Genomic DNA, 23,411 nt, shown 5'->3' with positions numbered 1-23,411 from the left:
CGTGCGCTGGCAGCTATCAATAACGATGTTGCCGCCAGACGCCCTGCCCTGCCTGCCGCGCGCGTTCAGCGCAGGCTGATCGTGGTGTTCACGCCCTGCGTGGTGGTGCTGTCGTCGAACCAGCGCGCCGTGACGGTCTTGGTCTGGGTGTAAAACAGCACGACCTGCTTGCCATAGGGCCCGAGGTCGCCGAGCTTGGACGCGCGCGAACCTGTGAACGAGAAAATCGGCACGGGCACAGGAATCGGCACGTTGATGCCGATCTGGCCCACGTCGATGTCCTCCTGGAACTTGCGCGCCGCGGCGCCGCTTTGCGTGAAGATCGCGGTGCCATTGCCATGCGGATTCGCGTTGATGAATTCAATGGCTTCGTCGAGGCTGTTGGCACCGGCGATGCACAGCACGGGGCCGAAGATTTCCTGGTCGTAGATAGCCATGCCGGGCTTGACGCCCGAGAAGATGGTCGGGCCGACGAAATTGCCCTTGTCATAGCCGGGCACCTGCGGCTTGCGGCCGTCGAGTTCGAGCTTGGCGCCTTCGGCAAGGCCTTTTTCGATCAGGCCCTCGACACGCGCGAGCGCTGCGCAGGACACGACCGGGCCCACGTCCGTGCCCTTTTCGGTGCCTGCGCTCACCTTGAGCGTCTTGGCCTTGGCGACGATTTCGGGAATCCACTGCTGCGCCTCGCCCACGAGCACGGCCACCGACACTGCCATGCAGCGCTGCCCGGCCGCACCAAAACCCGCGCCCACGAGCGCATTGAGCGTTTGCTCCTTGTTCGCGTCGGGCAGGATGATGGCGTGGTTCTTCGCACCCATCATGCACTGCACGCGCTTGCCGGCCAGGCTGGCGCGGTTGTAGACATGCGTGCCCACGCGCGTGGAGCCGACGAAGGAGATCGCCTTGATGTCGGGGTGGTCGCAAATCGCATTCACCGCGGCCTCGCCGCCGTGCACCACGTTGAGCACGCCGGGCGGAATGCCGGCTTCGAGCGCGAGCTCGCACAGGCGCATGGTGACCATGGGGTCTTGCTCGGAGGGCTTGAGCACGAAGGTGTTGCCCGTGACGATGGCCATGGGGAACATCCACAGCGGGATCATGGCCGGAAAGTTGAACGGCGTGATGCCCGCGCACACGCCCAGCGGCTGCAGCAGCGTGTAGGTATCGACGCCGTTCGCGACGTTGTTGGCGAGCTCGCCGAGCTGCAGGTTGCCGATGCCGGCCGCGTGCTCGACCACTTCGAGACCGCGGAACACGTCGCCCTCAGCGTCAGGCAGGGTCTTGCCCTGCTCTGCCGTGAGGATCGCGGCAAGCTCGGCCATGTGCTCGCGGATCAGCTGCTGCAGCTTGAGGAAGATGCGCGCACGCGCGCCGATGGGCGTCTTGCGCCAGGTTTTGAAGGCCTCTTTGGCCGAGGCCACGGCGGCCTCGATCTCGTCGGGCGTGGCAAAGGGCACGCGCGCGAGCACTTCCTGCGTGGCAGGGTTGACCACGTTGCGCCATTCGGTGCTCTTGGACTCGACGAACTTGCCGCCGATCAGCAGCTTGACGGCGGGGGCCAGCGCGGCCACGTTGCTGGGTGCATTCATGCAAACATCTCCTTGATGAAACAGGGCAAAAACCGAGCGATCGTAACTGTGCAGAATTGTCGAGACAATAGACAATTGCGCGCAGCAGATTTGCAAAAATGCACAAGCCGCGGTCTGGCGTTGTTGGCCCACACGCCCCGCCGCAAAACCGCATCTACACCATCGCACCCGCACACCATGGACTGGGACAACCTGCGCTACTTTCTGGAACTCGCACGCGCGGGCACGCTGGTGGGCGCAGCGCGGCGCCTGGGTGTCGATCACACCACGGTGGCGCGGCGCATCCAGGGGCTCGAAAAACAGGTCGGCTCGGCGCTGTTCGCGCGCGAGGCCGGCGGCCACCGCCTGAGCGAAGCCGGGCGCCAGCTGCTGCCGCAGGTCGAGGCCATGGAAGCCGCCTTTCTGGCCGTGGAAAACGCCACGCCCGGCGTGCGCCAGGGCCTGCAAGGGCTGGTGCGCATAGGCTGCACCGAGGGCTTCGGCAACCTGGTGCTCGCGCCGCAGCTCGCGCGCTTTGCGCAGGCGCACCCGGGGCTGGTGGTCGATCTGCTCTCGCTGCCGCGCCTGGTGCACCTGTCACGCCGCGAGGCCGACATCGTGATCTCACTCGAACGCCCGAGCCGCGGCGCCGTGCTCGTGGTCAAGCTCACCGACTACCGGCTGCAGCTCTACGGCGCGCGCAGCTACCTCGCGCAGCATGAGCCCATCACGCGCACCGAGGATTTGCAGGGCCATCCCTTCATCAGCTACGTCGATGACCTGCTGTTCAGCAAAGAGCTGCAAATCCTCGACGAGCTGCACCGCCCGAGCCGCTACACGCTGCGCAGCACCAGCATCCTCGCGCAGTACGAGGCCGCACGCGCAGGCGCCGGCCTGGCCGTGCTGCCCGCCTTCGTCGCCGCGCAGGACGCGAGCCTGTGCGCCGTGCTGCCCGACGCGGCGCGCTTCACGCGCACCTTCTGGATGTCCATGCCCGCCGAAAACAAGCACCTCGCGCGCATGCAGGCGGTGTGGGATTTCGTGCGCCAGACGGTGCAGGCGCAGCAGGGGTTGCTATTGCCTGCGTAGCTGCTGGCACGCCTTCGCATCGTTGCGAGTAGAAGCTGGATTGCTGCGCTCGCAGGCTACTCCCACGGGTTGAACAGCTCCACCCCCATGGAAACAAAATCCGCTGTGTTGCGCGTCACCAAGATGAGCCCGTGGGCCAACGCGGTGGCTGCGATCAACGCATCGTGCGGTGGCGCGGGGTTGGGCACATGCAATCGTGCACAGTGCTGCACCACCGCCGCGTCAATGGGCAGAGTGCGCTCGGCAAACAACTTGCGCACACCGTCCAGCCAGCGGCGCAAGGCCTGTCCCTGCGGTGGGGTACGCCGCTCCAGCAGCTGCACGCCGATGTCGATCTCCATCCAGGAGATCACGCTCACGAATTGCACCCCCACCGGCACACTGGCAGCCCATTGCAACACCCGCTGATCGGCACCAGGCTTGCCCGTGCGCAACTCCGACAGCACATTCGTATCGAGCAAATACATCAGGGCGCACCACCCTCGGTCAGCCCGGCAATGCGGCGCGCCACCCCTGCGCCACCGCTGCGCTCAGGCAACTCCAGCTCAACGCCCTGCGGGGCTTCAATGGCGTGCATCTCCTGCAGCAGACTGGGGCCGCCGGCTTGCCCTGTCAGCCGGTAATACTCCTCGATACGCAGCACCGCCAGGGCAGGTTTGCCCCGCTCGGTGATGATCACCGGGCCCTGCTGCGCCGCCCGCTTGATGGCCGCCGCATTGCGGGCAAAAGTGCGGCTATTGATGGTGGCGATGGACATGCGCACCTCCGAAAATTGCATTGTCTGTATATTCAGACATTGTATACAGCAAGCTTGCGCAACGCGCCTGCGAGCAGCAGGGGTTGCTATTGCTTGCGTAGCTGCTGGCGCAGGCAGCGTGCCGTCAAAGCTGCTCTTTGATGTAAGACGGCCGGTCCATATCGACGATTTCGACGCTCAGCTGCACGAGCACGCCTTCGGGCCGCAGCGTGAGGCGGCGCAGCACGCCGGCCACGCGCTCGGCCAGGTCTTGCTTGGCTTCGGGCGTGCGCCCCGCCAGCAGGCGCAGCTGCGCGTGCACGAAGGCGCGCTGCGCGGGCTGCGTGCCGACTTGAAAGCTGCCCGTGCGCACGATGCGCGACTTGAGGTCGGCTTCGTGTGCGACTTCAGGGCTGGCCACGACGGCCGCGTTGAGCTCGGCCAACGCTTGCGCCTCGGGGAAGGCGGGCAGATTGGCGGAATATTCGACGATCAGGTGCGGCATGGGATCAATCCTGGGCAAACGAAGACAGGGCTATCCGTCAGCATTCGTCGGCGTTGTGCGCCTGCGCGGCCTGCGTGGGCACGTGGTCGCGCAGGCCGGTCTGGCGGTTCGCAGCATCGACGAACACGAGGTGCGGACGGTGTGCCGCCACCTGCGCCTCGGGCACCTGGGCAAACGCGGCGATGATGATCAGGTCGCCCACGGCGGCGCGGCGCGCGGCCGAGCCGTTGACCGAGATGATGCCGCTGCCGCGCTCGCCCTTGATGGCGTAGGTGATGAAGCGCTCGCCGTTGTTGATGTTCCAGATGTGCACCTGCTCGTTTTCGACCATGTTGGCGGCTTCGAGCAGGTCTTCGTCGATGGCGCAGGAGCCTTCGTAGTGCAGCTCACAGTGGGTGACGGTGGCGCGGTGGATTTTGGACTTGAGCAGGGTACGGTACATCGCGGTGGTTTCCGGGTGGTGGCAAGGGGCGCGGCGGGTGAAGTGCGTCAAAGCGCGTCAAAGCGCTTCAGTACGAAACCGGCGGCACGAGGACGGTGGGCGCGGCGGGCGCGGCCAGTTCGGGGTAGTCGCGACTGTAATGCAGGCCGCGGCTTTCGCGCCGCAGCTGCGCCGAGCGCACGATCAGGTCGGCCACCTGCACCAGGTTGCGCAGCTCGAGCAGGTCGCGCGTGACATGGAAGTGCGCGTAAAACTCCTGGATTTCGTCCTGCAGCAGGCTGATGCGGTGCGCGGCGCGATCCAGGCGCTTGTTGGTGCGCACGATGCCCACGTAGTCCCACATGAAGCGGCGCAGCTCGTCCCAGTTGTGCGAGATGACCACGGTTTCGTCGGCGTCGGTGACGCGGCTGTCGTCCCAGCGCGGCAGCGACGGAATGGGCGTGCGTGGCGCCGCGGCGATGGTTTGCGCGGCCGCGCGCGCGAACACGATGCACTCGAGCAACGAGTTGCTCGCCAAGCGGTTCGCGCCGTGCAGGCCCGTGTAGGCCGTCTCGCCCACGGCGAACAGGCCCGGCAGGTCGGTGCGCGCCGACAGGTCGGTGAGCACGCCGCCGCAGGTGAAGTGCGCCGTGGGCACGACGGGGATGGGCTCTTTGGTGATGTCTATGCCCAGCTCGGCGCAGTACGCGAGGATGTTGGGAAAGTGCTCATGCAAAAACTCGGGGCTTTTGTGCGAGATGTCGAGCAGCACGTAGTCGAGCCCGTGGCGCTTCATCTCGAAGTCGATCGCGCGCGCCACCACGTCGCGCGGGGCGAGCTCGGCGCGCGGGTCGTGCTCGGGCATGAAGCGCCCGCCGCCGGCCTGCGGCGGCAGCCGCAGCAGGCCGCCCTCGCCGCGCACGGCTTCGCTGATGAGAAAGGACTTGGCCTTGGGGTGGTACAGGCCCGTGGGATGGAACTGCACGAATTCCATGTTGGCCACGCGGCAGCCCGCGCGCCAGGCCGCGGCGATGCCGTCGCCTGTGGAGGTGTCGGGGTTGGTGGTGTAGAGATAGACCTTGCCCGCGCCGCCCGTGGCCAGGATGGTCTGCGGCGCGCGGAAGGTGATGACCTCGTCGGTATCCTCGTCGAGCGCGTACAGGCCCAGGCAGCGGTGCCCGGCAAGGCCGAGCTTGCGGCTTGTGACCAGGTCCACGAGCATGTGGTTTTCGAACAGCGTGATGCCGGGTGTGGCGCGCACCACGTCGATCAGCGTTTTTTGCACCGCAGCGCCCGTGGCGTCGGTGACGTGGGCGATGCGGCGCGCGCTGTGGCCGCCCTCGCGCGTGAGGTGCAGGTGCTCGCCCTCGAGCGTGAACGGCACGCCCAGGCCGCGCAGCCAGGCGATGGCCGAGGGCGCGTTTTCGACCACGAAGCGCGTGGCCGCGAGGTCGCACAGCCCGGCCCCCGCGACCAGCGTGTCCTGGATGTGCGCGGCAAAGCTGTCGTCGTCGGCCAGCACGGCGGCAATGCCGCCCTGCGCCCAGCTGCTCGAGCCGTCGAACACCGAGCGCTTGGTGAGCACGGCCACGCGGTGCGTGGGCGCGAGGTGCAGCGCGGCGGAAAGCCCTGCCAGGCCGCTGCCGACGATCAAAACGTCGAAGTCATGGGTAATCATGGAAAAAGAGCGTAGCGCAGAAAAATGGGACTGGCCGTCTGTCGGACTTTGGGAAAGCCTTCCGCCATTGTCAAGCCGGCCTATAGGCCAGGCGCACGTAAATCGGCGCAAAGGCTTCGGCTTGGGTGATTTCGATCAAAGTCTCCTTGGCCAGTTCAAGCAAGGCGACGAAGGTGACCACGAGCACGGCGCTGCCTTCGGCCGGCTCGAACAAGGATTCGAAGGTGACGAAGCGCTGGCCCTGCAGCGCCTTGAGCACGCGGCTCATGTATGCGCGCACGCTGAGCTGCGCGCGGCTGATTTTGTGGTGCTGCACGAGGCGCGCGCGCGCCAGGATGTCGCGCCACGCAGCTTGCAGGTCGGCCGCGTGCACGTCGGCAAAGCGCGGCAGCGCGCCGGGCTCGAACCAGGCGCGCGCCGGGAAAAAGTCCCGCCCCTGCTGCGGCAGCTCGCCCAGGTGCGCGGCGGCGAGCTTGATCTGCTCGTATTCGAGCAGGCGGCGCACGAGTTCGGCGCGCGGGTCTTCGGGCTCCTCGCCCGCGGCCTGCTTGCGCGGCGGCAGCAGCATGCGCGACTTGATCTCGATCAGCATCGCCGCCATCAGCAAATACTCCGCCGCGAGCTCCAGGTTGCGGCTGCGCACCTCCTCGACGTAACTGAGGTACTGGCGCGTGAGCTCGACCATGGGAATGTCGAGGATGTTGAAGTTCTGCTTGCGGATCAGGTACAGCAGCAGGTCGAGCGGCCCCTCGAAGGCTTCGAGGATGACTTCGAGCGCGTCGGGCGGAATGTAGAGGTCGGCCGGCAGCGCAAACAGCGGCTCGCCATACAGGCGCGCAAAGGCCACGGCATCGGCATCGACCGCGCCCGCGGATGCCTCAGGGTGCGCCTCAAGCAGCTGCTCGGCAGGCATAAGAATCTACCATTTTCATAGCTGCTAGCGCTTGCTACGTGAGGGCTAATGGCCTAAAACATGCTCAATGTTCGGGACTCGGCTCGGTTTGATAGACGTAGGGCTTCTGCGGCACAGCCGCGGCGCGGTACTCGCCCCACAGGCGTCTATCGACCTTTTTGTCCCACAGCAGGGAACGACCGGCGCGCTGCTGCTCTTCGAGCGCGGGCTTTTGCTGCTTGAGCTGCTGCAGAAACTGCGTGGCTTCGGACTGGTAATCAGGACGGCGGAAAAGCGACATGGCGTGGCAACCTTTGCAAGAAAACGATGATGAAAAACAGGCTCAATGCACGCGCATCCCCGGCTCGGCGCCGGGCCAGGGGTTGAGCACGTAAATGCCCGGGTGCGCCTTTTCGTCGGCGTGGCTCGCGGCAAGCACCATGCCTTCGCTGACGCCGAACTTCATCTTGCGCGGCGCGAGGTTCGCCACCACCACGGTGAGCTTGCCCACCAGATCGGCCGGCTGGTAGGCGCTGGCGATGCCCGAAAACACGTTGCGCAGCCGCCCCTCGCCCACGTCGAGCGTGAGGCGCAGCAGCTTGGTCGAACCCTCGACGGGCGCGCATTCGACGATTTTGGCGATGCGCAGGTCGATCTTGGCGAAGTCGTCGATGGTGATGGTGGGCGCGATGGGCTCGCCGCCTGGCGCTACGTCTGTGGTAGCTGTTTGGGGAGGCTCTTCCTGGGCTTGAGGCGCAAAAAGGGCTTCGAGCTGGGTGCGCTCCACGCGGTGCATGAGGTGTTCGTAGGCGCCGATCCGGTGCCCAGCGCCCAGCGCCTGTTCGGCGCTCGCGAAGGTCAGCGGCGCGATGCGCAAAAACGCTTCGACCTGCGCCGCGAGCACGGGCAGCACGGGCTTGAGCACGATGGTCAGCAGGCGGAACGCCTCGATGCAGGTGGTGCACACGTCGTGCAGGCGCTCTTGCAGCGCGGGCTGCTTGGCGAGCTCCCAGGGTTTGTTCTGGTCCACGTACTCGTTCACGCGGTCGGCGAGCAGCATGGTTTCGCGCAGCGCCTTGCCGTAGTCGCGCTCGGCGAGCAGCTCGACAATCGCGGGCACGCTGGTGCGCAGGTGGTCGAGCAGCGCGTCACCGTCGGCCGACACTTCCCCGAGCACGCCGTCAAAGCGCTTGGCGATGAAGCCCGCCGCGCGCGCGGCGATGTTCACGTACTTGCCCACGAGGTCGGCGTTGACGCGCGCCATGAAGTCGTCGGCGTTGAAGTCGATGTCCTCGTTGCGGCAGCTGAGCTTGGCCGCGAGGTAGTAGCGCAGCCATTCGGGGTTCATGCCCAGTTGCAGATATTTGAGCGGATCGAGCCCGGTGCCGCGGCTCTTGCTCATCTTTTCGCCGTTGTTCACGGTCAAAAAGCCGTGCACGAACACCTTGGTCGGCGTCTTGCGCCCCGAAAAATGCAGCGTCGCCGGCCAGAACAGCGTGTGAAAGTAGATGATGTCCTTGCCGATGAAGTGGTACTGCTCGACCTCGGGGTCGGCCATGAAGGCGTCGTAGTCCTTGCCGATCTTGCCGAAGTAATTTTTGAGCGAGGCAAGGTAACCGATGGGCGCGTCGAGCCAGACGTAAAAATATTTGCCCGGCGCGTCAGGGATTTCGATGCCGAAGTACGGCGCGTCGCGGCTGATGTCCCAGTCGGCAAGGCGGCTCTTGCCCGCCTCGTCGGGCACGAACCATTCGCGGATCTTGTTGAGCACCTCGGGCTGCAGGCGCCCGGACTCGCTCGTCCAGGTTTCGAGAAAAGCGCTGCAGCGCGGGTCGGAGAGCTTGAAGAAGTAATGCTCCGAAGTTTTGAGCACCGGCGTCGCGCCCGAGAGCGCCGAGTACGGTTTTTTGAGCTCGGTGGGCGCATAGACGGCGCCGCAGGCCTCGCAGCTGTCGCCGTATTGGTCTTGCGCGCCGCACTGGGGGCATTCGCCCTTGATGAAGCGGTCGGGCAGGAACATGCCTTTTTGCGGGTCGAAAAACTGCTCTATGGTCTTGGTGACGATCAGGCCGTTGGCCTTGAGGTCGCGGTAGATCGCCTGCGCAAGCGCGTGGTTTTCGGGGCCGTCGGTGCTGTGCCAGTTGTCGAACGCGATGTGAAAGCCGTCGAGGTACTGCTTGCGCCCCGCGGCGATCTCGGCGACGAACTGCTGCGGCGTCTTGCCGGCCTTTTCGGCGGCGATCATGATGGGCGCACCGTGCGCGTCGTCGGCACCGACGAAATACACCTCGTGCCCGTGCATGCGCTGCATGCGCACCCAGATGTCGGCCTGGATGTATTCCATGATGTGGCCGATGTGGAAGTTGCCATTGGCATACGGCAAGGCCGTGGTGACGAACAGTTTGCGGGCTGACATGCGGAAAATGGCTTTCGTGGCTGGCGGTGCAGCAAAGCAGGCGCGCGGTTGGCTCTTTGCGCCGTGGCAGAGAAACCCTGGATTTTAGGGCCCGCAGCAGCCGCGGCGCACAGCACCTCGCCGCATCGCGCGCCTCGAGCAACACCATGCGCCGCAGGTGTTTGCGCGCTCTGGGCACGGAGCGCGGACAATCGCGCCTTTCCTTCACCCTTGGCACTTTTCGGATTTTTCGCATGACCGTCCGCACTGAAACGCTTTTGCAGGCCCTCGCGCAGGTGCGCGACCCCCACACCGACCAGGACTACGTCAGCACGCGCGCGCTGCGCAATCTGCGCGTCGATGGCGGCAATGTGTCCTTCGAGCTCGAACTCGGCTACCCCGCGCAAAGCCTCGTTCCCGCCTTGCAGCAAAGCCTCGCAGCCGCGGCCCGCAGCGTGCCCGGCGTGCAGCAGGTGCAGGTGCAGATCACGAGCCGCGTGCAGGCACATGCGGTGCAGCGCGGCGTGCCCTTGCTACCCGAAGTGAAAAACATCATCGCCGTGGCCTCGGCCAAGGGCGGCGTGGGCAAGAGCACCACCGCCGCGAACCTCGCGCTCGCGCTCGCGGCCGAAGGCGCGCGCGTGGGCGTGCTCGACGCCGACATCTACGGCCCGAGCCAGCCCATGATGCTGGGCCTCAGCGGCAAGCCGCAAAGCCTGGACGGCAAAACCATGGAGCCGCTGCAAAACCACGGTTTGCAAGTCATGTCGATCGGCTTTCTGGTCGAGCCCGAGCAGGCCATGATCTGGCGCGGCCCCATGGCCACGCAGGCGCTCGAACAACTGCTGCGCCAGACGCACTGGCAGGGGCTCGATTACCTCATCGTCGACATGCCGCCCGGCACCGGCGACATCCAGCTCACGCTGAGCCAACGCACGCCGGTGACGGGCGCGGTGATCGTCACCACGCCACAGGACATCGCGCTGCTCGACGCGCGCAAAGGCATCACCATGTTCGAAAAAGTTGGCGTACCCATCCTCGGCATCGTCGAAAACATGGCCGTGCACGTGTGCAGCCAGTGCGGCCACGCCGAGCACATCTTCGGCGCCGAAGGCGGCAAGAGAATGGCCGCCGAATGCGGCCTGCCCTACCTGGGCGCGCTGCCGCTGGACCTGCGCATCCGCGAGCAAGCCGACCGCGGCCAGCCCACCGTGGTGGCCGACCCGACCTCCGAGGCCGCGCAAACCTACCGGCACATCGCGCGCAACGTGGCCGCACGCATCGCGCTGCAGGGCAAGGACTATTCGGCCAAGTTCCCGCCCATCAACGTGCAGCAAGGCAGCTGAAGGCCGCGCGCCCGCCACCGTCGGCGGGCGCCTCCTGCATGGGCGCAGAGAGATAATCCTGCCCGTCCTTCTCTCGCCCTTCTCTCGCCCTTCTCTTCACATCACCACCTGCCATGACCACGACCACCATCCGCCAGGACGACCTGATCGCATCCATCGCCGGCGCGCTGCAATACATCAGCTACTACCACCCCGCCGACTACATCGAGCATCTGGCCCGCGCCTACGAGCGCGAACAAAGCCCCGCGGCCAAGGACGCGATGGCACAGATCCTCACCAACAGCAAAATGAGCGCCATGGGCCACCGCCCGATCTGCCAGGACACGGGCATCGTCAACGTATTCCTGAAAGTGGGCATGGACGTGCGCTGGGAGGGCTTTACCGGCAGCCTCGACGACGCCATCAACGAGGGCGTGCGCCGCGCCTACAACGACCCGGACAACACGCTGCGTGCCTCCGTCGTGGCCGACCCGCAGTTCGAGCGCAAAAACACCAAGGACAACACCCCTGCGGTGATCTTCACCGAGATCGTGCCCGGCAACACCGTCGATGTCACCGTCGCGGCCAAGGGCGGTGGCTCGGAAAACAAGTCCAAGCTCGCCATGCTCAACCCCAACGACGACCTCGTCGAATGGGTGCTCAAGACCGTGCCCACCATGGGCGCCGGCTGGTGCCCGCCGGGCATGCTGGGCATAGGCATAGGCGGCACCGCAGAAAAAGCCGCGCTGCTGGCCAAGCAAAGCCTGATGGACGACCTGGACATGTACGAGTTGCAAGCCAAGGCCGCTTCGGGCGCAAAGCTCGACCGCGTCGAGGAACTGCGCCTGGAGCTGTTCGAAAAGGTCAACGCCCTGGGCATAGGCGCGCAGGGCCTGGGTGGGCTGACCACCGTGCTCGACGTGAAGATCGCGATGTACCCCACGCACGCGGCGAGCAAGCCCGTGGCCATGATTCCGAACTGCGCGGCCACGCGCCACGCGCATTTCGTGCTGGACGGCTCGGGGCCGGTCTATCTCGACCCGCCGAGCCTGGACCTGTGGCCCAAGGTGGACTGGCACCCCGACACCGAAAAGAGCAAGCGCGTGAACCTCGACACGCTCACGCCCCAGGAAGTCGCCAGCTGGAAACCCGGCCAGACCCTGCTGCTCAACGGCAAGATGCTCACCGGCCGTGATGCCGCACACAAGCGCATCCAGGACATGCTGGCCAAGGGCGAAAAGCTGCCGGTCGACTTCACCAACCGCGTGATCTACTACGTCGGCCCCGTCGATCCGGTGCGCGACGAAGTCGTCGGCCCCGCAGGCCCCACGACAGCGACGCGCATGGACAAATTCACCGAGATGATGCTGAGCCAGACGGGGCTCATCGCCATGGTAGGCAAGGCCGAACGTGGCCCAGTGGCGATCGAGGCGATCAAAAAGCACCGCAGCGCCTACCTCATGGCCGTAGGCGGCGCCGCCTATCTGGTCAGCAAAGCCATCAAAAAAGCCAGGGTGGTGGGCTTCGAGGATTTGGGTATGGAAGCCATTTATGAGTTCGACGTGGTGGACATGCCCGTCACCGTAGCGGTGGACTCCACGGGCACCAGCGTGCACACCATCGGCCCGGCCGAGTGGCAGCAACGCATCGCCACGGGCGAGTTCAAAGGCATTGGCATCGCCCAGGCCTGAAAGGCTGAGCGCACCCCGGGCGCACCACTTCATGCAGCCAGCGTCCATGCCTCTTGCCGAGCGTCCCATAGGCGTCTTCGACAGCGGCATCGGCGGCCTGAGCGTGCTGCGCGCGTTGCGTGCCGAGTTGCCGCACGAGCGCTTCGTCTATCTGGCCGACAGCGGCCACGCCCCCTACGGCGAGCGCGAGGCGCGCTTCGTCGCGCAGCGCACGCACGCGATCACCGCCTATTTGCGCGCGCAGCACCGCATCAAGGCCCTGGTGGTCGCATGCAACACGGCCACCGCCGCCGCCATCCACGAGGTGCGCAGCAGCCACCCCGACTTGCCGCTCGTGGGCGTGGAGCCCGCGCTCAAGCCGGCCGTGCAGCTGAGCCAGACCAGGCGCATCGGCGTGATCGGCACACGCGGCACCCTAGGCAGTGACAAATTCCGCAGGTTGCACGCCGCCCTCGCCGGGCAGGCTGAATTCATCCTCCAGGCCTGCGACGGCCTGGCCCATGCCATAGAGCGCAGCACCGAGCAACCCTTGTGCGCAGGCGCCGAAACTCCTGAAGTGAGAGCACTTTGCGCGCGCTACATCAGCGCTATGGGTCGATTTGGCACCGAAATTGGCGAGATAGACACACTGGTGCTCGGCTGCACGCACTACGTCTTTGCGCTGCCCACTTTGCGCGAGCTCGTCGGCCCGCAGGTGCAGATCATCGACACCGGAGCTCCCGTGGCGCGGCAGACCCGACGTTTGCTGGCGCAAGCTGCGGCACTGGCGCCGGAATCCTTGTCGGGAGATACCGCTGGTGCCGTGCAATTGCTGACCACCGGCGCACTGCCCCCCCTGCAAGCCGCGGCGCAGCGCTGGCTGCAACTGCCCGCGCAGCAGTGCGAGCGCGTCAACTTGGCTTGATACCGCAGGCGGGTGCGCGGGAATGTTCGGCAAGCTCAGTGCAAATGGCGCGGACGGCGTCCGCCGCCATGGCCGCCGCCCGGGCCGCGCGGCGGCTTGCTGATCTCTAGCGAATTGACGAGCGCATCGAAACGCTGCGTGAAAAGCTTGTCGATCTCGGCCACCACCCCGCCGAGCTCGGATGCGTCAAAGTGGCGCTCCATGAGGTTCACCACGTCCTGCACGAGCAGGTCGCGCTGCACCTGCATGATGGCCGCAGGCGTGGGGCCGACAAAGAGCATCAGAAAATCGTCACGCGCTTCTGTGCCGTCGTCTTCCTCTTCCTCGTCGAACTCGATGTCGTAAAAGCTCACCTCTATGGCTGCACCGCTCTCGGCGAGCTCGTTGAGGCCCATGCACAGGTCGTCGAGCGATTGGCGAAAGTCCTCATCCCCCTGCACCGTCCAGCACATCTGCAGCACATGTTCTTTGGGGTCGAACTGGATGCCAGGCTCTTCTTCGTAAAGGCTGGCGGCGCCATCAGCCAAGGAGCGCGCTCCGGCGTACTTCCACAGCGGCTTGAGCGCCTGTTGCAACTGCTCAAAGCGCACATCGGCCCGCAGAGACACCTGGCCGTGCACATGGATTTCAAAGGGAGCGTTGTAACTTGACATGATTTTCACCCTGGTGCCCCGAGCCGGGATCGAACCGGCACGCCCCTTATGCAGGTAAGCGGCGGATTTTAAGTCCGCTGTGTCTACCAATTTCACCATCGGGGCTCAGGCCGACAGCCACTGGCCATGGCCCAAGAAAAAAGGGAAGCCTGGGCTTCCCTTGCGATATTGGAGCGGGAAACGAGGCTCGAACTCGCGACCTCAACCTTGGCAAGGTTGCGCTCTACCAACTGAGCTATTCCCGCATGGTTTCCGGTGCACTCCGCCTGATCTTCTTTGCACACCTGGAACTCAAAATTATACTGCCATTTTCACGCCCTTGGACGCTGAAGTCCCTGGTCAGGCATCTTTCCGAACACCAATACCAGTGGAGGCGCGGGCCGGAGTCGAACCGACCTACACGGATTTGCAATCCGGTGCATAACCGCTTTGCTACCGCGCCCTGGGCTTTTGTGCAAAGAAACCCTGTCTCTTTTGCAGCATCTGGAGCGGGAAACGAGGCTCGAACTCGCGACCTCAACCTTGGCAAGGTTGCGCTCTACCAACTGAGCTATTCCCGCATTTAACCGAAGCCCGCCATTATATGCCGTTTGCTCCGTTGCGCCAGATTCTAACGTATTTGATGCTCAAAAAAGAAAAGGGCCGCACTCTCGCGGCCCTTTTCTATGCTTGACAACGCTGCAGACTCAATGCTTCAAGGCATCAGCCGTTCCCGTCACTGCTGCCGTTCCTGCCGCTGGCGCAATCAACGCGGCCTCCTCTTCGGGCAGAGGGCTGGGCTTGCGCTCCAAGGCCACCTCGAGCACCTTGTCAATCCAGCGCACCGGAACGATTTCCAGGCCGCTCTTGACGTTGTCTGGAATTTCCTGCAAGTCCTTCACGTTTTCTTCGGGAATCAGCACCGTCTTGATGCCCCCGCGCAAGGCTGCGAGCAGCTTTTCCTTGAGGCCACCAATGGCCGTGACTTCGCCGCGCAGGGTGATTTCCCCCGTCATGGCCACGTCACCGCGCACAGGAATCCCCGTGAGCGCCGAGACGAGCGCCGTGGTCATGGCGATGCCTGCACTCGGGCCGTCCTTGGGCGTGGCGCCATCGGGCACGTGGATGTGCACATCGCGCTTTTCGAAGGCTTCGTCACTGATTCCGAGCTTGCGCGCGCGGCTGCGCACCACGGTGCGCGCGGCTTCGACGGACTCCTTCATGACGTCCCCGAGCGAACCGGTACGGATGATGTTGCCTTTGCCCCGCATGGTCGCTGCCTCTATGGTCAGCAGATCGCCGCCGACCTCCGTCCAGGCCAACCCCACGACCTGCCCCACCTGGTTTTGCTCCTCGGCACGGCCATACGTGTATTTGCGCACGCCAAGATATTCGGGCAACTCATCGGGGCCGACCACGACCTGCGGCGTCAGCTTCTTGAGCAGCAAGCCCTTGACCACCTTGCGGCAGATTTTCGAGAGCTCGCGCTCGAGCGAGCGCACACCGGCCTCGCGTGTGTAGTACCGCACGATGTCGCGCACGGCCGCCTCGGTGATGAGCAACTCCTCTTCCTTGAGGCCATTGTTCTTGAGCTGCTTGGGCAGCAGGTAGCGCATCGCGATGTTGACCTTTTCGTCTTCGGTGTAGCCCGACAGGCGAATCACCTCCATGCGGTCGAGCAAAGCGGGCGGGATGTTCATGGAGTTGGAAGTCGCCACGAACATCACGTCACTCAGGTCGAAGTCGACCTCTACATAGTGGTCGGAGAACGCGTGGTTCTGCTCGGGGTCGAGCACCTCGAGCAACGCACTCGATGGGTCACCGCGGAAGTCCATGCCGAGCTTGTCGATCTCGTCGAGCAGGAACAACGGATTGCGCGTTTTCACCTTGGAAAGGTTTTGCAGCACTTTGCCCGGCAGCGCGCCGATGTAAGTGCGGCGGTGGCCACGGATCTCGGCCTCGTCGCGCATGCCACCCAGGGCCATGCGCACGTATTTGCGCCCCGTCGCCTTGGCGATCGATTGACCGAGCGAGGTCTTGCCCACGCCCGGTGGGCCGACGAGGCACAGAATGGGTGCCTTGACCTTGTCCACGCGCTGCTGCACGGCAAGGTACTCGAGGATGCGATCCTTGACCTTGTCGAGACCATAATGGTCTTGGTTGAGCACATCTTCTGCATACCCGAGATCGTGCTTGATCTTGGTCTTTTTGCTCCAGGGCATGCCTATGAGCACGTCGATGTAGTTGCGCACCACCGTGGCCTCGGCGGACATGGGCGACATGAGCTTGAGCTTCTTGAGCTCGCCCTCGGCCTTTTTGCGTGCCTCGGCAGGCATCTTGGCGCCCTTGATCTTTTTCTCGAGTTCTTCGAGGTCTGCGCCCTCTTCGCCTTCGCCGAGTTCTTTCTGGATGGCCTTGACCTGCTCGTTGAGGTAGAAATCGCGCTGGTTTTTCTCCATCTGGCGCTTGACGCGGCCACGGATGCGCTTGTCCACGTTCAGGATTTCGACCTCGCGGTGCAACTGCTCGAACAGGTTTTCGAGCCGCTCCTTGACGTCGGCAAGGTCAAGCACCGCCTGCTTGTTTTCGAGCTTGAGCGGCAGGTGGGCGGCAATCGTGTCGGCGAGGCGACCAGCATCGTCAATGCTCGCGATGGACGTCAAAATCTCCGGCGGAATCTTCTTGTTGAGCTTGACGTACTGATCGAACTCTTGCAGCAAGGCGCGCCGCAGGGCCTCAAGTTCGCTCGAATCCAGCGTCTCTTGCAGCTCGACTGGGGACACGGTAGCGACGAAATGGGTTTGCTCATCCGCGATGGAGTCAACCCTTGCCCGCTGCTGCCCTTCGACGAGCACTTTGACGGTGCCATCGGGCAGTTTGAGCATTTGCAAAATGGTGGAAACGGCGCCCATGTCGAACATGTCGCCCACCGCAGGCTCATCCTTGGCTGCGGCCTTTTGCGCGACCAGCATGATGCGCCGGTCGGACTCCATGGCCAGCTCGAGTGCTTTGATGCTCTTGGGGCGGCCCACGAAGAGCGGGATCACCATGTGAGGAAAAACCACCACGTCACGCAAGGGCAGAAGTGGCAGGTCCAGGGGTGTGGCGGGGAGCTGTTTGTATCCGGACATATGAATCCTTATCGAATGTGATCGAATATGGCCTGGGCCTGGGGATTTTCAATCCCCTGCGCAACCTGCCACTGAACGCAAACCAGCCCAAAGAACCAAGGTCGCCTGCTTGTCAGCGGCCAGGGCCGCTCTCAGGCCTTTTTCGCAGCCTCGCGATAAACGAGCAGAGGCGGCTTGTTTTCTTCGATCGTGTTCTCATCAACCACTACCTTCTCGACATTGCTCATGTTGGGCAATTCGAACATGGTGTTCATGAGCGCCTGCTCGAGAATGGAGCGCAGGCCACGTGCGCCGGTCTTGCGCGCGAGGGCCTTGCGGGCGATGGCCTTCAGGGCGGTGGGGCGCACCTCGAGCTCCACCCCCTCCATGGAGAGCAATTGGCTGTATTGCTTGACCAGCGCATTCTTGGGCTCGGTCAGGATGCGCACGAGCGCGTCTTCGTTGAGTTCGGCGAGCGCGGCCACTACGGGCATGCGGCCCACGAGTTCGGGGATCAGGCCGAACTTGATCAGGTCTTCAGGCTCGATTTCGGTGAACACCTCGCTCAGGGAGCGCTGCTTCTTGCTCTTGACCGTGGCACCAAAGCCTATGCCGGAAGCCTCGGTGCGGCTTTCGATGACTTTTTCCAGCCCGGCAAACGCGCCACCGCAGATGAACAGGATATTGGTCGTGTCGATCTGCAAAAAATCCTGGTTCGGATGCTTGCGCCCGCCTTGCGGAGGCACGCTCGCCATCGTGCCCTCGATGAGCTTGAGCAGTGCCTGCTGCACGCCCTCGCCCGAAACGTCGCGTGTGATGGAAGGATTGTCGGATTTGCGCGAAATTTTGTCGATTTCGTCGATATAGACGATGCCGCGCTGGGCGCGCTCGACGTCGTAGTTGCAGCTTTGCAAAAGCTTTTGGATGATGTTTTCCACATCTTCGCCGACGTAGCCCGCCTCGGTGAGCGTGGTCGCGTCGGCCATCACGAAGGGAACGTCGAGCACGCGCGCCAACGTCTGCGCCAGCAGCGTCTTGCCCGAGCCCGTGGGGCCGATCAGCAGGATGTTGCTCTTGGCCAGCTCCACCGCATCCTTGCGCGCTTTGTCCTTGTGGCGCAGGCGCTTGTAGTGGTTGTAAACGGCCACGGCCAGGGTGCGCTTGGCGATGTCCTGGTCGATGACGTACTGGTCCAGGTTGGCCTTGATTTCGGCCGGCGTGGGCAAGTCCTTGCGCCCTTCGCGCGCAAGCTCGTCCACGGGCAGTTCATCGCGAATGATCTCGTTGCACAGGTCTATGCACTCGTCGCAGATGAAGACCGACGGGCCGGCAATGAGCTTTTTCACTTCATGCTGACTCTTGCCGCAGAAAGAGCAGTAAAGCGTTTTTTCGCTGGAAACGCCTTTTTTATCGGCCATGGAACGATGCCTTGTAACAAAATCTTGGAATGATGATAACCAAAACGAAGCGGCTACTCCCAAGGGAAATGCCGCAGTTCAAGCTTAGCCGCGCTTGCTGATGACCTGGTCCACAAGCCCATAGTCCTTGGCCTCATCGGCCGTGAGGAAATAGTCGCGCTCGGTGTCGCGCTCGATTTTTTCGAGCGGCTGGCCGGTGCGCTCGGCCAGGATGTTGTTGAGTTGCTCGCGCGTCTTGAGGATTTCGCGGGCGTGGATCTCGATCTCGGTCGCCTGGCCTTGCATGCCACCCAAGGGCTGGTGGATCATGACCTTGGAATTCGGGAGCGTGAAGCGCTTTCCCTTGGCACCAGCAGTCAGCAAAAAGGCCCCCATGCTTGCCGCAAGGCCTATGCACAGCGTGGAAACATCCGGCTTGATGAAATTCATGGTGTCGAAAATTGCCAAACCGGCACTCACCGAGCCGCCCGGGGAATTGATGTAGAGGGAAATGTCCTTTTCCGGGTTTTCGCTCTCGAGGAACAGCAGCTGCGCCACCACCAGATTGGCCGTCTGGTCATTCACCGGACCCACCAAAAAAATGACGCGCTCCTTGAGCAGACGAGAATAAATATCGTAGGCGCGCTCGCCCCGGCCAGATTGCTCTATGACCATGGGGACCATGCCCAAACCTTGTGTGTCCAACGCGCTCATGTGTTCTCCTGTGATAGAGGCATACTGTACCCAGAAAATGAATTGGGGCTTGTGCCAGCTTGCACAAGCCCCACGCAAAAATCAAACCAGGATCAGCCCTGCTGCCCCATCAGGTCGTCGAAGGACAGCGTTTTTTCCGTGACCTGCGCCTTGCCGAGCACGAAATCCGTCACGTTGTTTTCGAGCACCAAAGCCTCGACGGTGGTCATACGCTCAGGATTCGAGTAATACCAGCGCACGACCTCTTCGGGGTGCTCGTAGCTCGAGGCCAGCTCTTCGACATGGGCCTTGACCTGCTCGGGCTTGGGATCGAGCTGGTTGGCTCGCACCAGTTCAACCACGATCAGCCCGAGGCGCACGCGGCGCTCGGCTTGCTCACGAAAGATGTCGTCGGGCAGTTGGGCCTGGAACTTTTCGACGTCCTTCATGCCGCGCTGTTTGAGGTCGGCCAGCATGTCTTCGCGCAGGCGGGCGATTTCGGCATCTACGCTGGCTTTGGGCAAGTCGAGCTCGGCCTGCGTCACCAGCAGGTCCATCACGGCCTGCTTGTTGCGCGCCTGCAGCCGCGCCTTGACTTCGCGCTCGAGATTTTTGCGGATGTCGGCGCGCAGACCCTCGATACTGCCGTCGGCAATGCCCAGCGAACGCACGAAGGCTTCATCGATCTCGGGCAGGTGCCCGGCCTCCATCTTTTTGACCGTGACCAGGAAGTCGGCCGTCTTGCCGGCCACGTCCTTGCCGTGGTAGTCCTCGGGGAAGGCAAGCGGGAAGGTCTTGCTTTCGCCGACCTTCATGCCGCGCACGGCGTCTTCGAATTCCTTGAGCATCTGGCCTTCGCCGATGATGAATTGGAAGTCTTCGGCCTTGCCACCTTCGAAGGGTTCGCCGTCGATCTTGCCTTCGAAGTCGACCGTGACGCGGTCGCCATCCTGCGCTACAGCATCGAGTGCGCGCTCGGCAAAGCTGCGCCGCTGCTTGCGCAGAATGTCTATGGTGCGGTCGATCGCGGCTTCGTCCACTGCGGCGGTGAACTTCTCGAGCTGCGCTGCGGACAGGTCGGCGATTTGAACTTCAGGGAACACTTCGAACACGGCGTCGAACGCAACTTCGCCCTCAGGGGCGCCTTCTTTTTCGGTGATGCGCGGCTGGCCGGCGACGCGCAGGTTGGCCTCGTTGGCGGCGCTGGTGAAGGCCTCGCCGACCTTGTCGTTGATGACTTCGTACTGCACCGAGTAGCCGTAGCGCTGCGACACCACGCTCAGCGGCACCTTGCCGGGGCGAAAGCCGTCCATCTTCACGGTGCGCGCCAAGCGCTTGAGGCGGTTTTCGACTTCGGACTGGATGCTGCTCATGGGCAGGCTGAGCGTGATCTTGCGCTCGAGCTTTTCAAGGGTTTCGACGGTGACGGCCATTTTTATTCCTCGTGGGGCTGTGCAAGTGCAGCGGCTTCGCAGTGCATGGAAAATGCCGCAGATCACACATGGATGGTGCGCGGGGGGGGACTCGAACCCCCACACCATTGCTGGCGTCAGGACCTAAACCTGGTGCGTCTACCAATTTCGCCACCCGCGCGGTTTACAAACGAACAGGCGGCAGGCAATGCCAGCCGCCTCTCTGTGAATCGGTCAACTGGATATTTTAGCCTGAGCGCGCATGCAGCTTATCCCTCAGCGCAGGCCCCCGATGCTTTGGCGGACAATCGCCGCGTGCCTCCCCCTTCAGCGCCCATCACCCACTACGAGAACTTCCCCGTCGCCTCGCTGCTGTGCCCGCCGCGGCTGCGACCGGCGATTGCGGCGATCTACCACTTCGCGCGCACGGCCGACGATATTGCCGATGAAGGCCACACCTCGGCCGCCGAGCGCCTTGCCGACCTGTCCGCCTATGCCGCCGAGCTGCACGCCGTGGCTGCGGGCCAGCCGCCGGCGCCGCGCTGGGCGGCGGTGTTCGGCCCGCTGCAGTGGGCATTGCAACGCCACCAGCTGCCCGTGCCCCTGCTGGCGGACTTGCTCGACGCCTTTCGCCAGGACGTGGAAAAAACCCGTGCCGGCACCGGCTACGCCAACCGCGCCGAACTGCTCGATTACTGCCGCCGCTCGGCCAACCCGATTGGGCGGCTGCTGCTGCACCTCTACGACGTGCACGACGCCGCGGCCCAGCAAGAGAGCGACGCCATCTGCACGGCGCTGCAGCTCATCAACTTCTGGCAGGACTTGAGCGTCGATATTCCGCGCGGGCGCTACTACCTTTGCGCCGCAGACTGCGCGCGCCACAGCGTGCAGCAGGCGGATGTGCTGGCCCTGCGCCTGACGCCGGAAATATCGAATTTGATAGCTGATTACGCAGACTGGACGGGCGCTATCATGCAAAAAGGCATGAAACTCGTGCACCGTGTGCCGGGGCGCATGGGCTGGGAGCTGCGCCTGGTGGTGCAAGGCGGCCTGCGCGTGCTGGGCAAGGTGCAGGCGCTGCGCGGCGCAAGCTTGCACACCCGCCCGCGCCTGCGTGCCTGGGATGCCGCGCCGCTGGCGTGGCGCGCGCTGCGCATGTGAACCGCGCCGCGCCGCACTTTGCGCTTGGCGGCTTATTGCAAGCGCGGATGCTCGGTCGCAGCGTGCAGTGCCGCAGGAGCCGGGGAGGCGGCACGGGGAATGGATCCTGCAGAAAGCCGGCCAGTTGCCCGGGCCGCCATACCCTCGGCCCAGCCCCCGCCTTGCGCTTCGAGCTTGAACGCCGCCGCGAGCGCCGCGAGCTGGCGCGCCTGTTCCTGCAGAGCGTTCGACGCGGCCGAAGTCTGCTCGACCAGCGCGGCGTTTTGCTGCGTCACGCTGTCGAGGTGCGTCACGGCCTGGTTGATCTGCGCGATGCCACCCGATTGCTCGCGGCTCGCCGCGGCGATCTCGCCCACGATGTCGGACACGCGCTGTATGCCCGCGACGATCTCCTGCATGGTCTGGCCGGCCACGCTGACCTGCTCATTGCCGGCGCCGACCTTTTCGACCGATTCGGAAATGAGCGCGCGCACCTCTTTGGCCGCTTCGGCGCTGCGGCCTGCCAGATTGCGCACCTCACTGGCCACCACGGCAAAGCCGCGCCCCTGCTCACCCGCGCGTGCGGCCTCGACCGCGGCGTTGAGCGCGAGGATGTTGGTCTGGAACGCGATGCCGTCGATCACGCCGATGATGTCGGCGATCTTGCGCGAGGAATCACTGATGGCTTCCATGGTGTCCACCACCTGCGCCACGACCTGGCCGCCGCGCCGGGCCGCGTCGGTGGCCGAGGCGGCGAGCTGGCTCGCCTGCTGCGCGTTGTCGGCGTTGTGCTGCACGGTGCTCGCGAGCTCTTCGGTCGCGGCGGCCGTTTGTTCGAGCGAGCTCGCCTGCGCTTCGGTGCGGCTGGACAAGTCCTGCGTGCCCGCCGCGACCTGCGACGCGGCGCTTGCCACCGCGTCCGAGCCAACGCGCACCTGGCCGATCACACCGCCAAGGTTGCGGCGCATGGTCTCTATGTGGCGCAAAAGCACGCCGATTTCGTCCTTGCTGTCGTCATCCACCGCATGCGTGAGGTCGTTACGCGCAATCGCACCGGCCACGTCGCCCGCCTGGCGAAAGCCCGAGCGCAGACGACCAAGTGTCGTCAGCGACAGGTAGGAGGCAGCGCTACCACCCAACACCGTGGCCAGAGCAAAAAAGATCAGTGAGAATTCAAACCGATCCTGTGCGCGCTGGGCCGCCTTTTGCGCGCGCGCTGTCTGGTAATCGCGCAAGGCCCTCAGAGTTTGCCCCACCGCCTCACCCTCGTTGCGTCCCGCTGCAAGAAACTTCGCCATGACCTGCGGACTGAAGTCACCCGCGGCGATGGCGCGTATGGCTTCATCGAGTTTGTCTCGCCAAGCCGCGCGCGGGCCTTGCGTGGCCGCAAAAAGCTGTTGTTCCTGCGGGTCGCTGATACCTGCCTCCAGCGCCTTGATCTCCTCATTGGCCTTGGCGCGCGTCGCCGCGATCGCATCAAGGTGCTCATTCACGGGATGGTCATGCACGGCGGCCAAAGGACTGTCGGGTGCATGCTGGAAGGCAAGCAGCACCTGCAGGCGGTTTTGCACCGTGTAGGCAATCGATCCCTCAGCCAGCAAGGCCCGTCGCATGGCCTGCTCGTGCACCTCCTTGAGGCTGTCGCGTGCATTTATTAACCCCCAAAGACTCACAGCCAAAACCAGAACGAAAGAGACCCAATAAATGGCAATGAAGGAAGCAAACCTGGTGGTGATGCGGATGTTATTGAGCATGGTTCCTCACAAGAAATATTCATGACACATTTTTTTACCAACACCACATCCTAGCCCACTGGGGCGGCC

20 protein-coding genes and 5 tRNA genes are annotated in these 23,411 nt (G+C 64.0%); 5 read left to right on the top strand and 20 right to left on the bottom strand.

Annotated elements, in window-relative coordinates; genetic code table 11:
- Nucleotides 1-65 precede the first annotated feature (65 nt).
- A complete protein-coding gene (locus tag PYV55_RS06535) occupies nucleotides 66-1,589 on the bottom strand; it encodes a CoA-acylating methylmalonate-semialdehyde dehydrogenase (RefSeq protein ID WP_275849862.1) in 1,524 nt (507 codons plus the stop codon).
- Nucleotides 1,590-1,766: 177 nt separating this feature from the next.
- Here PYV55_RS06535 and PYV55_RS06530 point away from each other — a divergent pair, with 177 nt between their 5' ends.
- Nucleotides 1,767-2,657 carry a LysR family transcriptional regulator gene (locus tag PYV55_RS06530; RefSeq protein WP_275849861.1) on the top strand — a complete coding sequence of 297 codons (891 nt, stop codon included), beginning with the start codon at nucleotides 1,767-1,769 and terminating at the stop codon, nucleotides 2,655-2,657.
- A gap of 56 nt (nucleotides 2,658-2,713) precedes the next feature.
- Here PYV55_RS06530 and PYV55_RS06525 read toward each other — a convergent pair whose 3' ends face one another.
- The 8 genes from PYV55_RS06525 to metG all read right to left on the bottom strand — a co-directional run bounded on the left by PYV55_RS06525 (nucleotide 2,714) and on the right by metG (nucleotide 9,305).
- The gene (locus PYV55_RS06525; protein WP_275849894.1) at nucleotides 2,714-3,127 is read right to left on the bottom strand and encodes a type II toxin-antitoxin system VapC family toxin; all 414 of its coding nucleotides are present in this window, start codon (nucleotides 3,125-3,127) and stop codon (nucleotides 2,714-2,716) included.
- Complete coding sequence (locus tag PYV55_RS06520; protein ID WP_275849860.1) at nucleotides 3,124-3,414, bottom strand: type II toxin-antitoxin system prevent-host-death family antitoxin; 291 nt, start codon at nucleotides 3,412-3,414, stop codon at nucleotides 3,124-3,126. The genes PYV55_RS06525 and PYV55_RS06520 overlap by 4 nt, the downstream gene beginning before the upstream one ends.
- A 124-nt stretch (nucleotides 3,415-3,538) precedes the next feature.
- Nucleotides 3,539-3,898, bottom strand: a complete 360-nt coding sequence (locus PYV55_RS06515; RefSeq protein WP_275849859.1) for a 5-carboxymethyl-2-hydroxymuconate Delta-isomerase — start codon at nucleotides 3,896-3,898, stop codon at nucleotides 3,539-3,541.
- A gap of 37 nt (nucleotides 3,899-3,935) precedes the next feature.
- Nucleotides 3,936-4,340: an aspartate 1-decarboxylase gene (gene panD / locus PYV55_RS06510; protein ID WP_275849858.1), complete on the bottom strand. Its 405-nt coding sequence runs from the start codon at nucleotides 4,338-4,340 to the stop codon at nucleotides 3,936-3,938.
- Nucleotides 4,341-4,407: 67 nt separating this feature from the next.
- Nucleotides 4,408-5,997, bottom strand: a complete 1,590-nt coding sequence (gene nadB / locus PYV55_RS06505; protein WP_275849857.1) for an L-aspartate oxidase — start codon at nucleotides 5,995-5,997, stop codon at nucleotides 4,408-4,410.
- A 70-nt stretch (nucleotides 5,998-6,067) separates the two neighbouring features.
- Nucleotides 6,068-6,910, bottom strand: coding sequence for a segregation and condensation protein A (locus PYV55_RS06500; RefSeq protein WP_275849856.1), 843 nt, complete (start codon nucleotides 6,908-6,910; stop codon nucleotides 6,068-6,070).
- 64 nt (nucleotides 6,911-6,974) lie between these two features.
- Nucleotides 6,975-7,190, bottom strand: a complete 216-nt coding sequence (locus PYV55_RS06495; RefSeq protein WP_275849855.1) for a DUF3460 family protein — start codon at nucleotides 7,188-7,190, stop codon at nucleotides 6,975-6,977.
- A gap of 42 nt (nucleotides 7,191-7,232) precedes the next feature.
- Nucleotides 7,233-9,305 (bottom strand): methionine--tRNA ligase, encoded by a 2,073-nt coding sequence (gene metG, locus PYV55_RS06490; RefSeq protein WP_275849854.1) that lies wholly within the window; start codon nucleotides 9,303-9,305, stop codon nucleotides 7,233-7,235.
- Nucleotides 9,306-9,538: 233 nt separating this feature from the next.
- On the opposite strand from metG, the gene apbC reads away from it, so the two are divergent.
- From apbC to murI, 3 genes are all read left to right on the top strand, one after another.
- The gene (apbC, locus tag PYV55_RS06485; protein ID WP_275849853.1) at nucleotides 9,539-10,630 is read left to right on the top strand and encodes an iron-sulfur cluster carrier protein ApbC; all 1,092 of its coding nucleotides are present in this window, start codon (nucleotides 9,539-9,541) and stop codon (nucleotides 10,628-10,630) included.
- A 113-nt stretch (nucleotides 10,631-10,743) separates the two neighbouring features.
- The gene (locus tag PYV55_RS06480) at nucleotides 10,744-12,300 is read left to right on the top strand and encodes a fumarate hydratase (protein WP_275849852.1); all 1,557 of its coding nucleotides are present in this window, start codon (nucleotides 10,744-10,746) and stop codon (nucleotides 12,298-12,300) included.
- Nucleotides 12,301-12,346: 46 nt separating this feature from the next.
- On the top strand, nucleotides 12,347-13,204 hold the full coding sequence (murI, locus tag PYV55_RS06475; RefSeq protein WP_275849851.1) for a glutamate racemase: 858 nt from the start codon (nucleotides 12,347-12,349) through the stop codon (nucleotides 13,202-13,204).
- A gap of 35 nt (nucleotides 13,205-13,239) precedes the next feature.
- Here the strand turns inward: murI and PYV55_RS06470 are convergent, their stop codons facing one another.
- From PYV55_RS06470 to PYV55_RS06425, 10 genes are all read right to left on the bottom strand, one after another.
- Nucleotides 13,240-13,857 (bottom strand): DUF6806 family protein, encoded by a 618-nt coding sequence (locus PYV55_RS06470; RefSeq protein ID WP_275849850.1) that lies wholly within the window; start codon nucleotides 13,855-13,857, stop codon nucleotides 13,240-13,242.
- Between the two features lie 11 nt (nucleotides 13,858-13,868).
- Nucleotides 13,869-13,962, bottom strand: a tRNA-Leu gene (locus PYV55_RS06465).
- A 64-nt stretch (nucleotides 13,963-14,026) separates the two neighbouring features.
- Nucleotides 14,027-14,102 (bottom strand) — tRNA-Gly (locus PYV55_RS06460).
- 123 nt (nucleotides 14,103-14,225) lie between these two features.
- Nucleotides 14,226-14,299, bottom strand: a tRNA-Cys gene (locus PYV55_RS06455).
- Nucleotides 14,300-14,341: 42 nt separating this feature from the next.
- Nucleotides 14,342-14,417: transfer RNA gene (locus PYV55_RS06450), tRNA-Gly, on the bottom strand.
- 126 nt (nucleotides 14,418-14,543) lie between these two features.
- Entirely contained in the window at nucleotides 14,544-16,967 is a 2,424-nt protein-coding gene (lon, locus tag PYV55_RS06445) for an endopeptidase La (protein WP_275849849.1), read from the bottom strand.
- 131 nt (nucleotides 16,968-17,098) lie between these two features.
- Nucleotides 17,099-18,364: an ATP-dependent Clp protease ATP-binding subunit ClpX gene (gene clpX, locus PYV55_RS06440; RefSeq protein WP_275849848.1), complete on the bottom strand. Its 1,266-nt coding sequence runs from the start codon at nucleotides 18,362-18,364 to the stop codon at nucleotides 17,099-17,101.
- An 84-nt stretch (nucleotides 18,365-18,448) separates the two neighbouring features.
- On the bottom strand, nucleotides 18,449-19,057 hold the full coding sequence (clpP, locus tag PYV55_RS06435; RefSeq protein ID WP_275849847.1) for an ATP-dependent Clp endopeptidase proteolytic subunit ClpP: 609 nt from the start codon (nucleotides 19,055-19,057) through the stop codon (nucleotides 18,449-18,451).
- A 92-nt stretch (nucleotides 19,058-19,149) separates the two neighbouring features.
- A complete protein-coding gene (gene tig, locus PYV55_RS06430; protein ID WP_275849846.1) occupies nucleotides 19,150-20,469 on the bottom strand; it encodes a trigger factor in 1,320 nt (439 codons plus the stop codon).
- Nucleotides 20,470-20,542: 73 nt separating this feature from the next.
- A tRNA-Leu gene (locus PYV55_RS06425) sits at nucleotides 20,543-20,629 on the bottom strand.
- A gap of 134 nt (nucleotides 20,630-20,763) precedes the next feature.
- On the opposite strand from PYV55_RS06425, the gene hpnC reads away from it, so the two are divergent.
- Complete coding sequence (gene hpnC / locus PYV55_RS06420) at nucleotides 20,764-21,609, top strand: squalene synthase HpnC (RefSeq protein ID WP_275849845.1); 846 nt, start codon at nucleotides 20,764-20,766, stop codon at nucleotides 21,607-21,609.
- A gap of 32 nt (nucleotides 21,610-21,641) precedes the next feature.
- On the opposite strand, the gene PYV55_RS06415 is transcribed toward hpnC, so the two are convergent.
- A complete protein-coding gene (locus PYV55_RS06415) occupies nucleotides 21,642-23,342 on the bottom strand; it encodes a methyl-accepting chemotaxis protein (RefSeq protein ID WP_275849844.1) in 1,701 nt (566 codons plus the stop codon).
- Nucleotides 23,343-23,411: the final 69 nt, after the last annotated feature.

Origin of the sequence: Extensimonas soli (genome assembly GCF_029211265.1) — a bacterium.
Classification (GTDB): Bacteria; Pseudomonadota; Gammaproteobacteria; order Burkholderiales; family Burkholderiaceae_C; genus Extensimonas; species Extensimonas soli.
Note: the sequence above shows the minus strand (reverse complement) of the source record. Positions and strands in the feature narration are given on the sequence as shown.

Excerpts from the sequence above, each read along its gene's own strand:
- clpX (WP_275849848.1), bottom strand. The coding sequence starts at position 18,364 with ATGGCCGATAAAAAAGGCGTTTCCAGCGAAAAAACGCTTTACTGCTCT.
- metG (WP_275849854.1), bottom strand. The coding sequence starts at position 9,305 with ATGTCAGCCCGCAAACTGTTCGTCACCACGGCCTTGCCGTATGCCAAT.
- PYV55_RS06520 (WP_275849860.1), bottom strand. The coding sequence starts at position 3,414 with ATGTCCATCGCCACCATCAATAGCCGCACTTTTGCCCGCAATGCGGCG.
- PYV55_RS06500 (WP_275849856.1), bottom strand. The coding sequence starts at position 6,910 with ATGCCTGCCGAGCAGCTGCTTGAGGCGCACCCTGAGGCATCCGCGGGC.
- lon (WP_275849849.1), bottom strand. The coding sequence starts at position 16,967 with ATGTCCGGATACAAACAGCTCCCCGCCACACCCCTGGACCTGCCACTT.
- PYV55_RS06530 (WP_275849861.1), top strand. The coding sequence starts at position 1,767 with ATGGACTGGGACAACCTGCGCTACTTTCTGGAACTCGCACGCGCGGGC.
- nadB (WP_275849857.1), bottom strand. The coding sequence starts at position 5,997 with ATGATTACCCATGACTTCGACGTTTTGATCGTCGGCAGCGGCCTGGCA.
- clpP (WP_275849847.1), bottom strand. The coding sequence starts at position 19,057 with ATGAGCGCGTTGGACACACAAGGTTTGGGCATGGTCCCCATGGTCATA.
- PYV55_RS06415 (WP_275849844.1), bottom strand. The coding sequence starts at position 23,342 with ATGCTCAATAACATCCGCATCACCACCAGGTTTGCTTCCTTCATTGCC.
- murI (WP_275849851.1), top strand. The coding sequence starts at position 12,347 with ATGCCTCTTGCCGAGCGTCCCATAGGCGTCTTCGACAGCGGCATCGGC.
- PYV55_RS06480 (WP_275849852.1), top strand. The coding sequence starts at position 10,744 with ATGACCACGACCACCATCCGCCAGGACGACCTGATCGCATCCATCGCC.
- PYV55_RS06515 (WP_275849859.1), bottom strand. The coding sequence starts at position 3,898 with ATGCCGCACCTGATCGTCGAATATTCCGCCAATCTGCCCGCCTTCCCC.
- PYV55_RS06470 (WP_275849850.1), bottom strand. The coding sequence starts at position 13,857 with ATGTCAAGTTACAACGCTCCCTTTGAAATCCATGTGCACGGCCAGGTG.
- tig (WP_275849846.1), bottom strand. The coding sequence starts at position 20,469 with ATGGCCGTCACCGTCGAAACCCTTGAAAAGCTCGAGCGCAAGATCACG.
- PYV55_RS06495 (WP_275849855.1), bottom strand. The coding sequence starts at position 7,190 with ATGTCGCTTTTCCGCCGTCCTGATTACCAGTCCGAAGCCACGCAGTTT.
- apbC (WP_275849853.1), top strand. The coding sequence starts at position 9,539 with ATGACCGTCCGCACTGAAACGCTTTTGCAGGCCCTCGCGCAGGTGCGC.
- PYV55_RS06535 (WP_275849862.1), bottom strand. The coding sequence starts at position 1,589 with ATGAATGCACCCAGCAACGTGGCCGCGCTGGCCCCCGCCGTCAAGCTG.
- panD (WP_275849858.1), bottom strand. The coding sequence starts at position 4,340 with ATGTACCGTACCCTGCTCAAGTCCAAAATCCACCGCGCCACCGTCACC.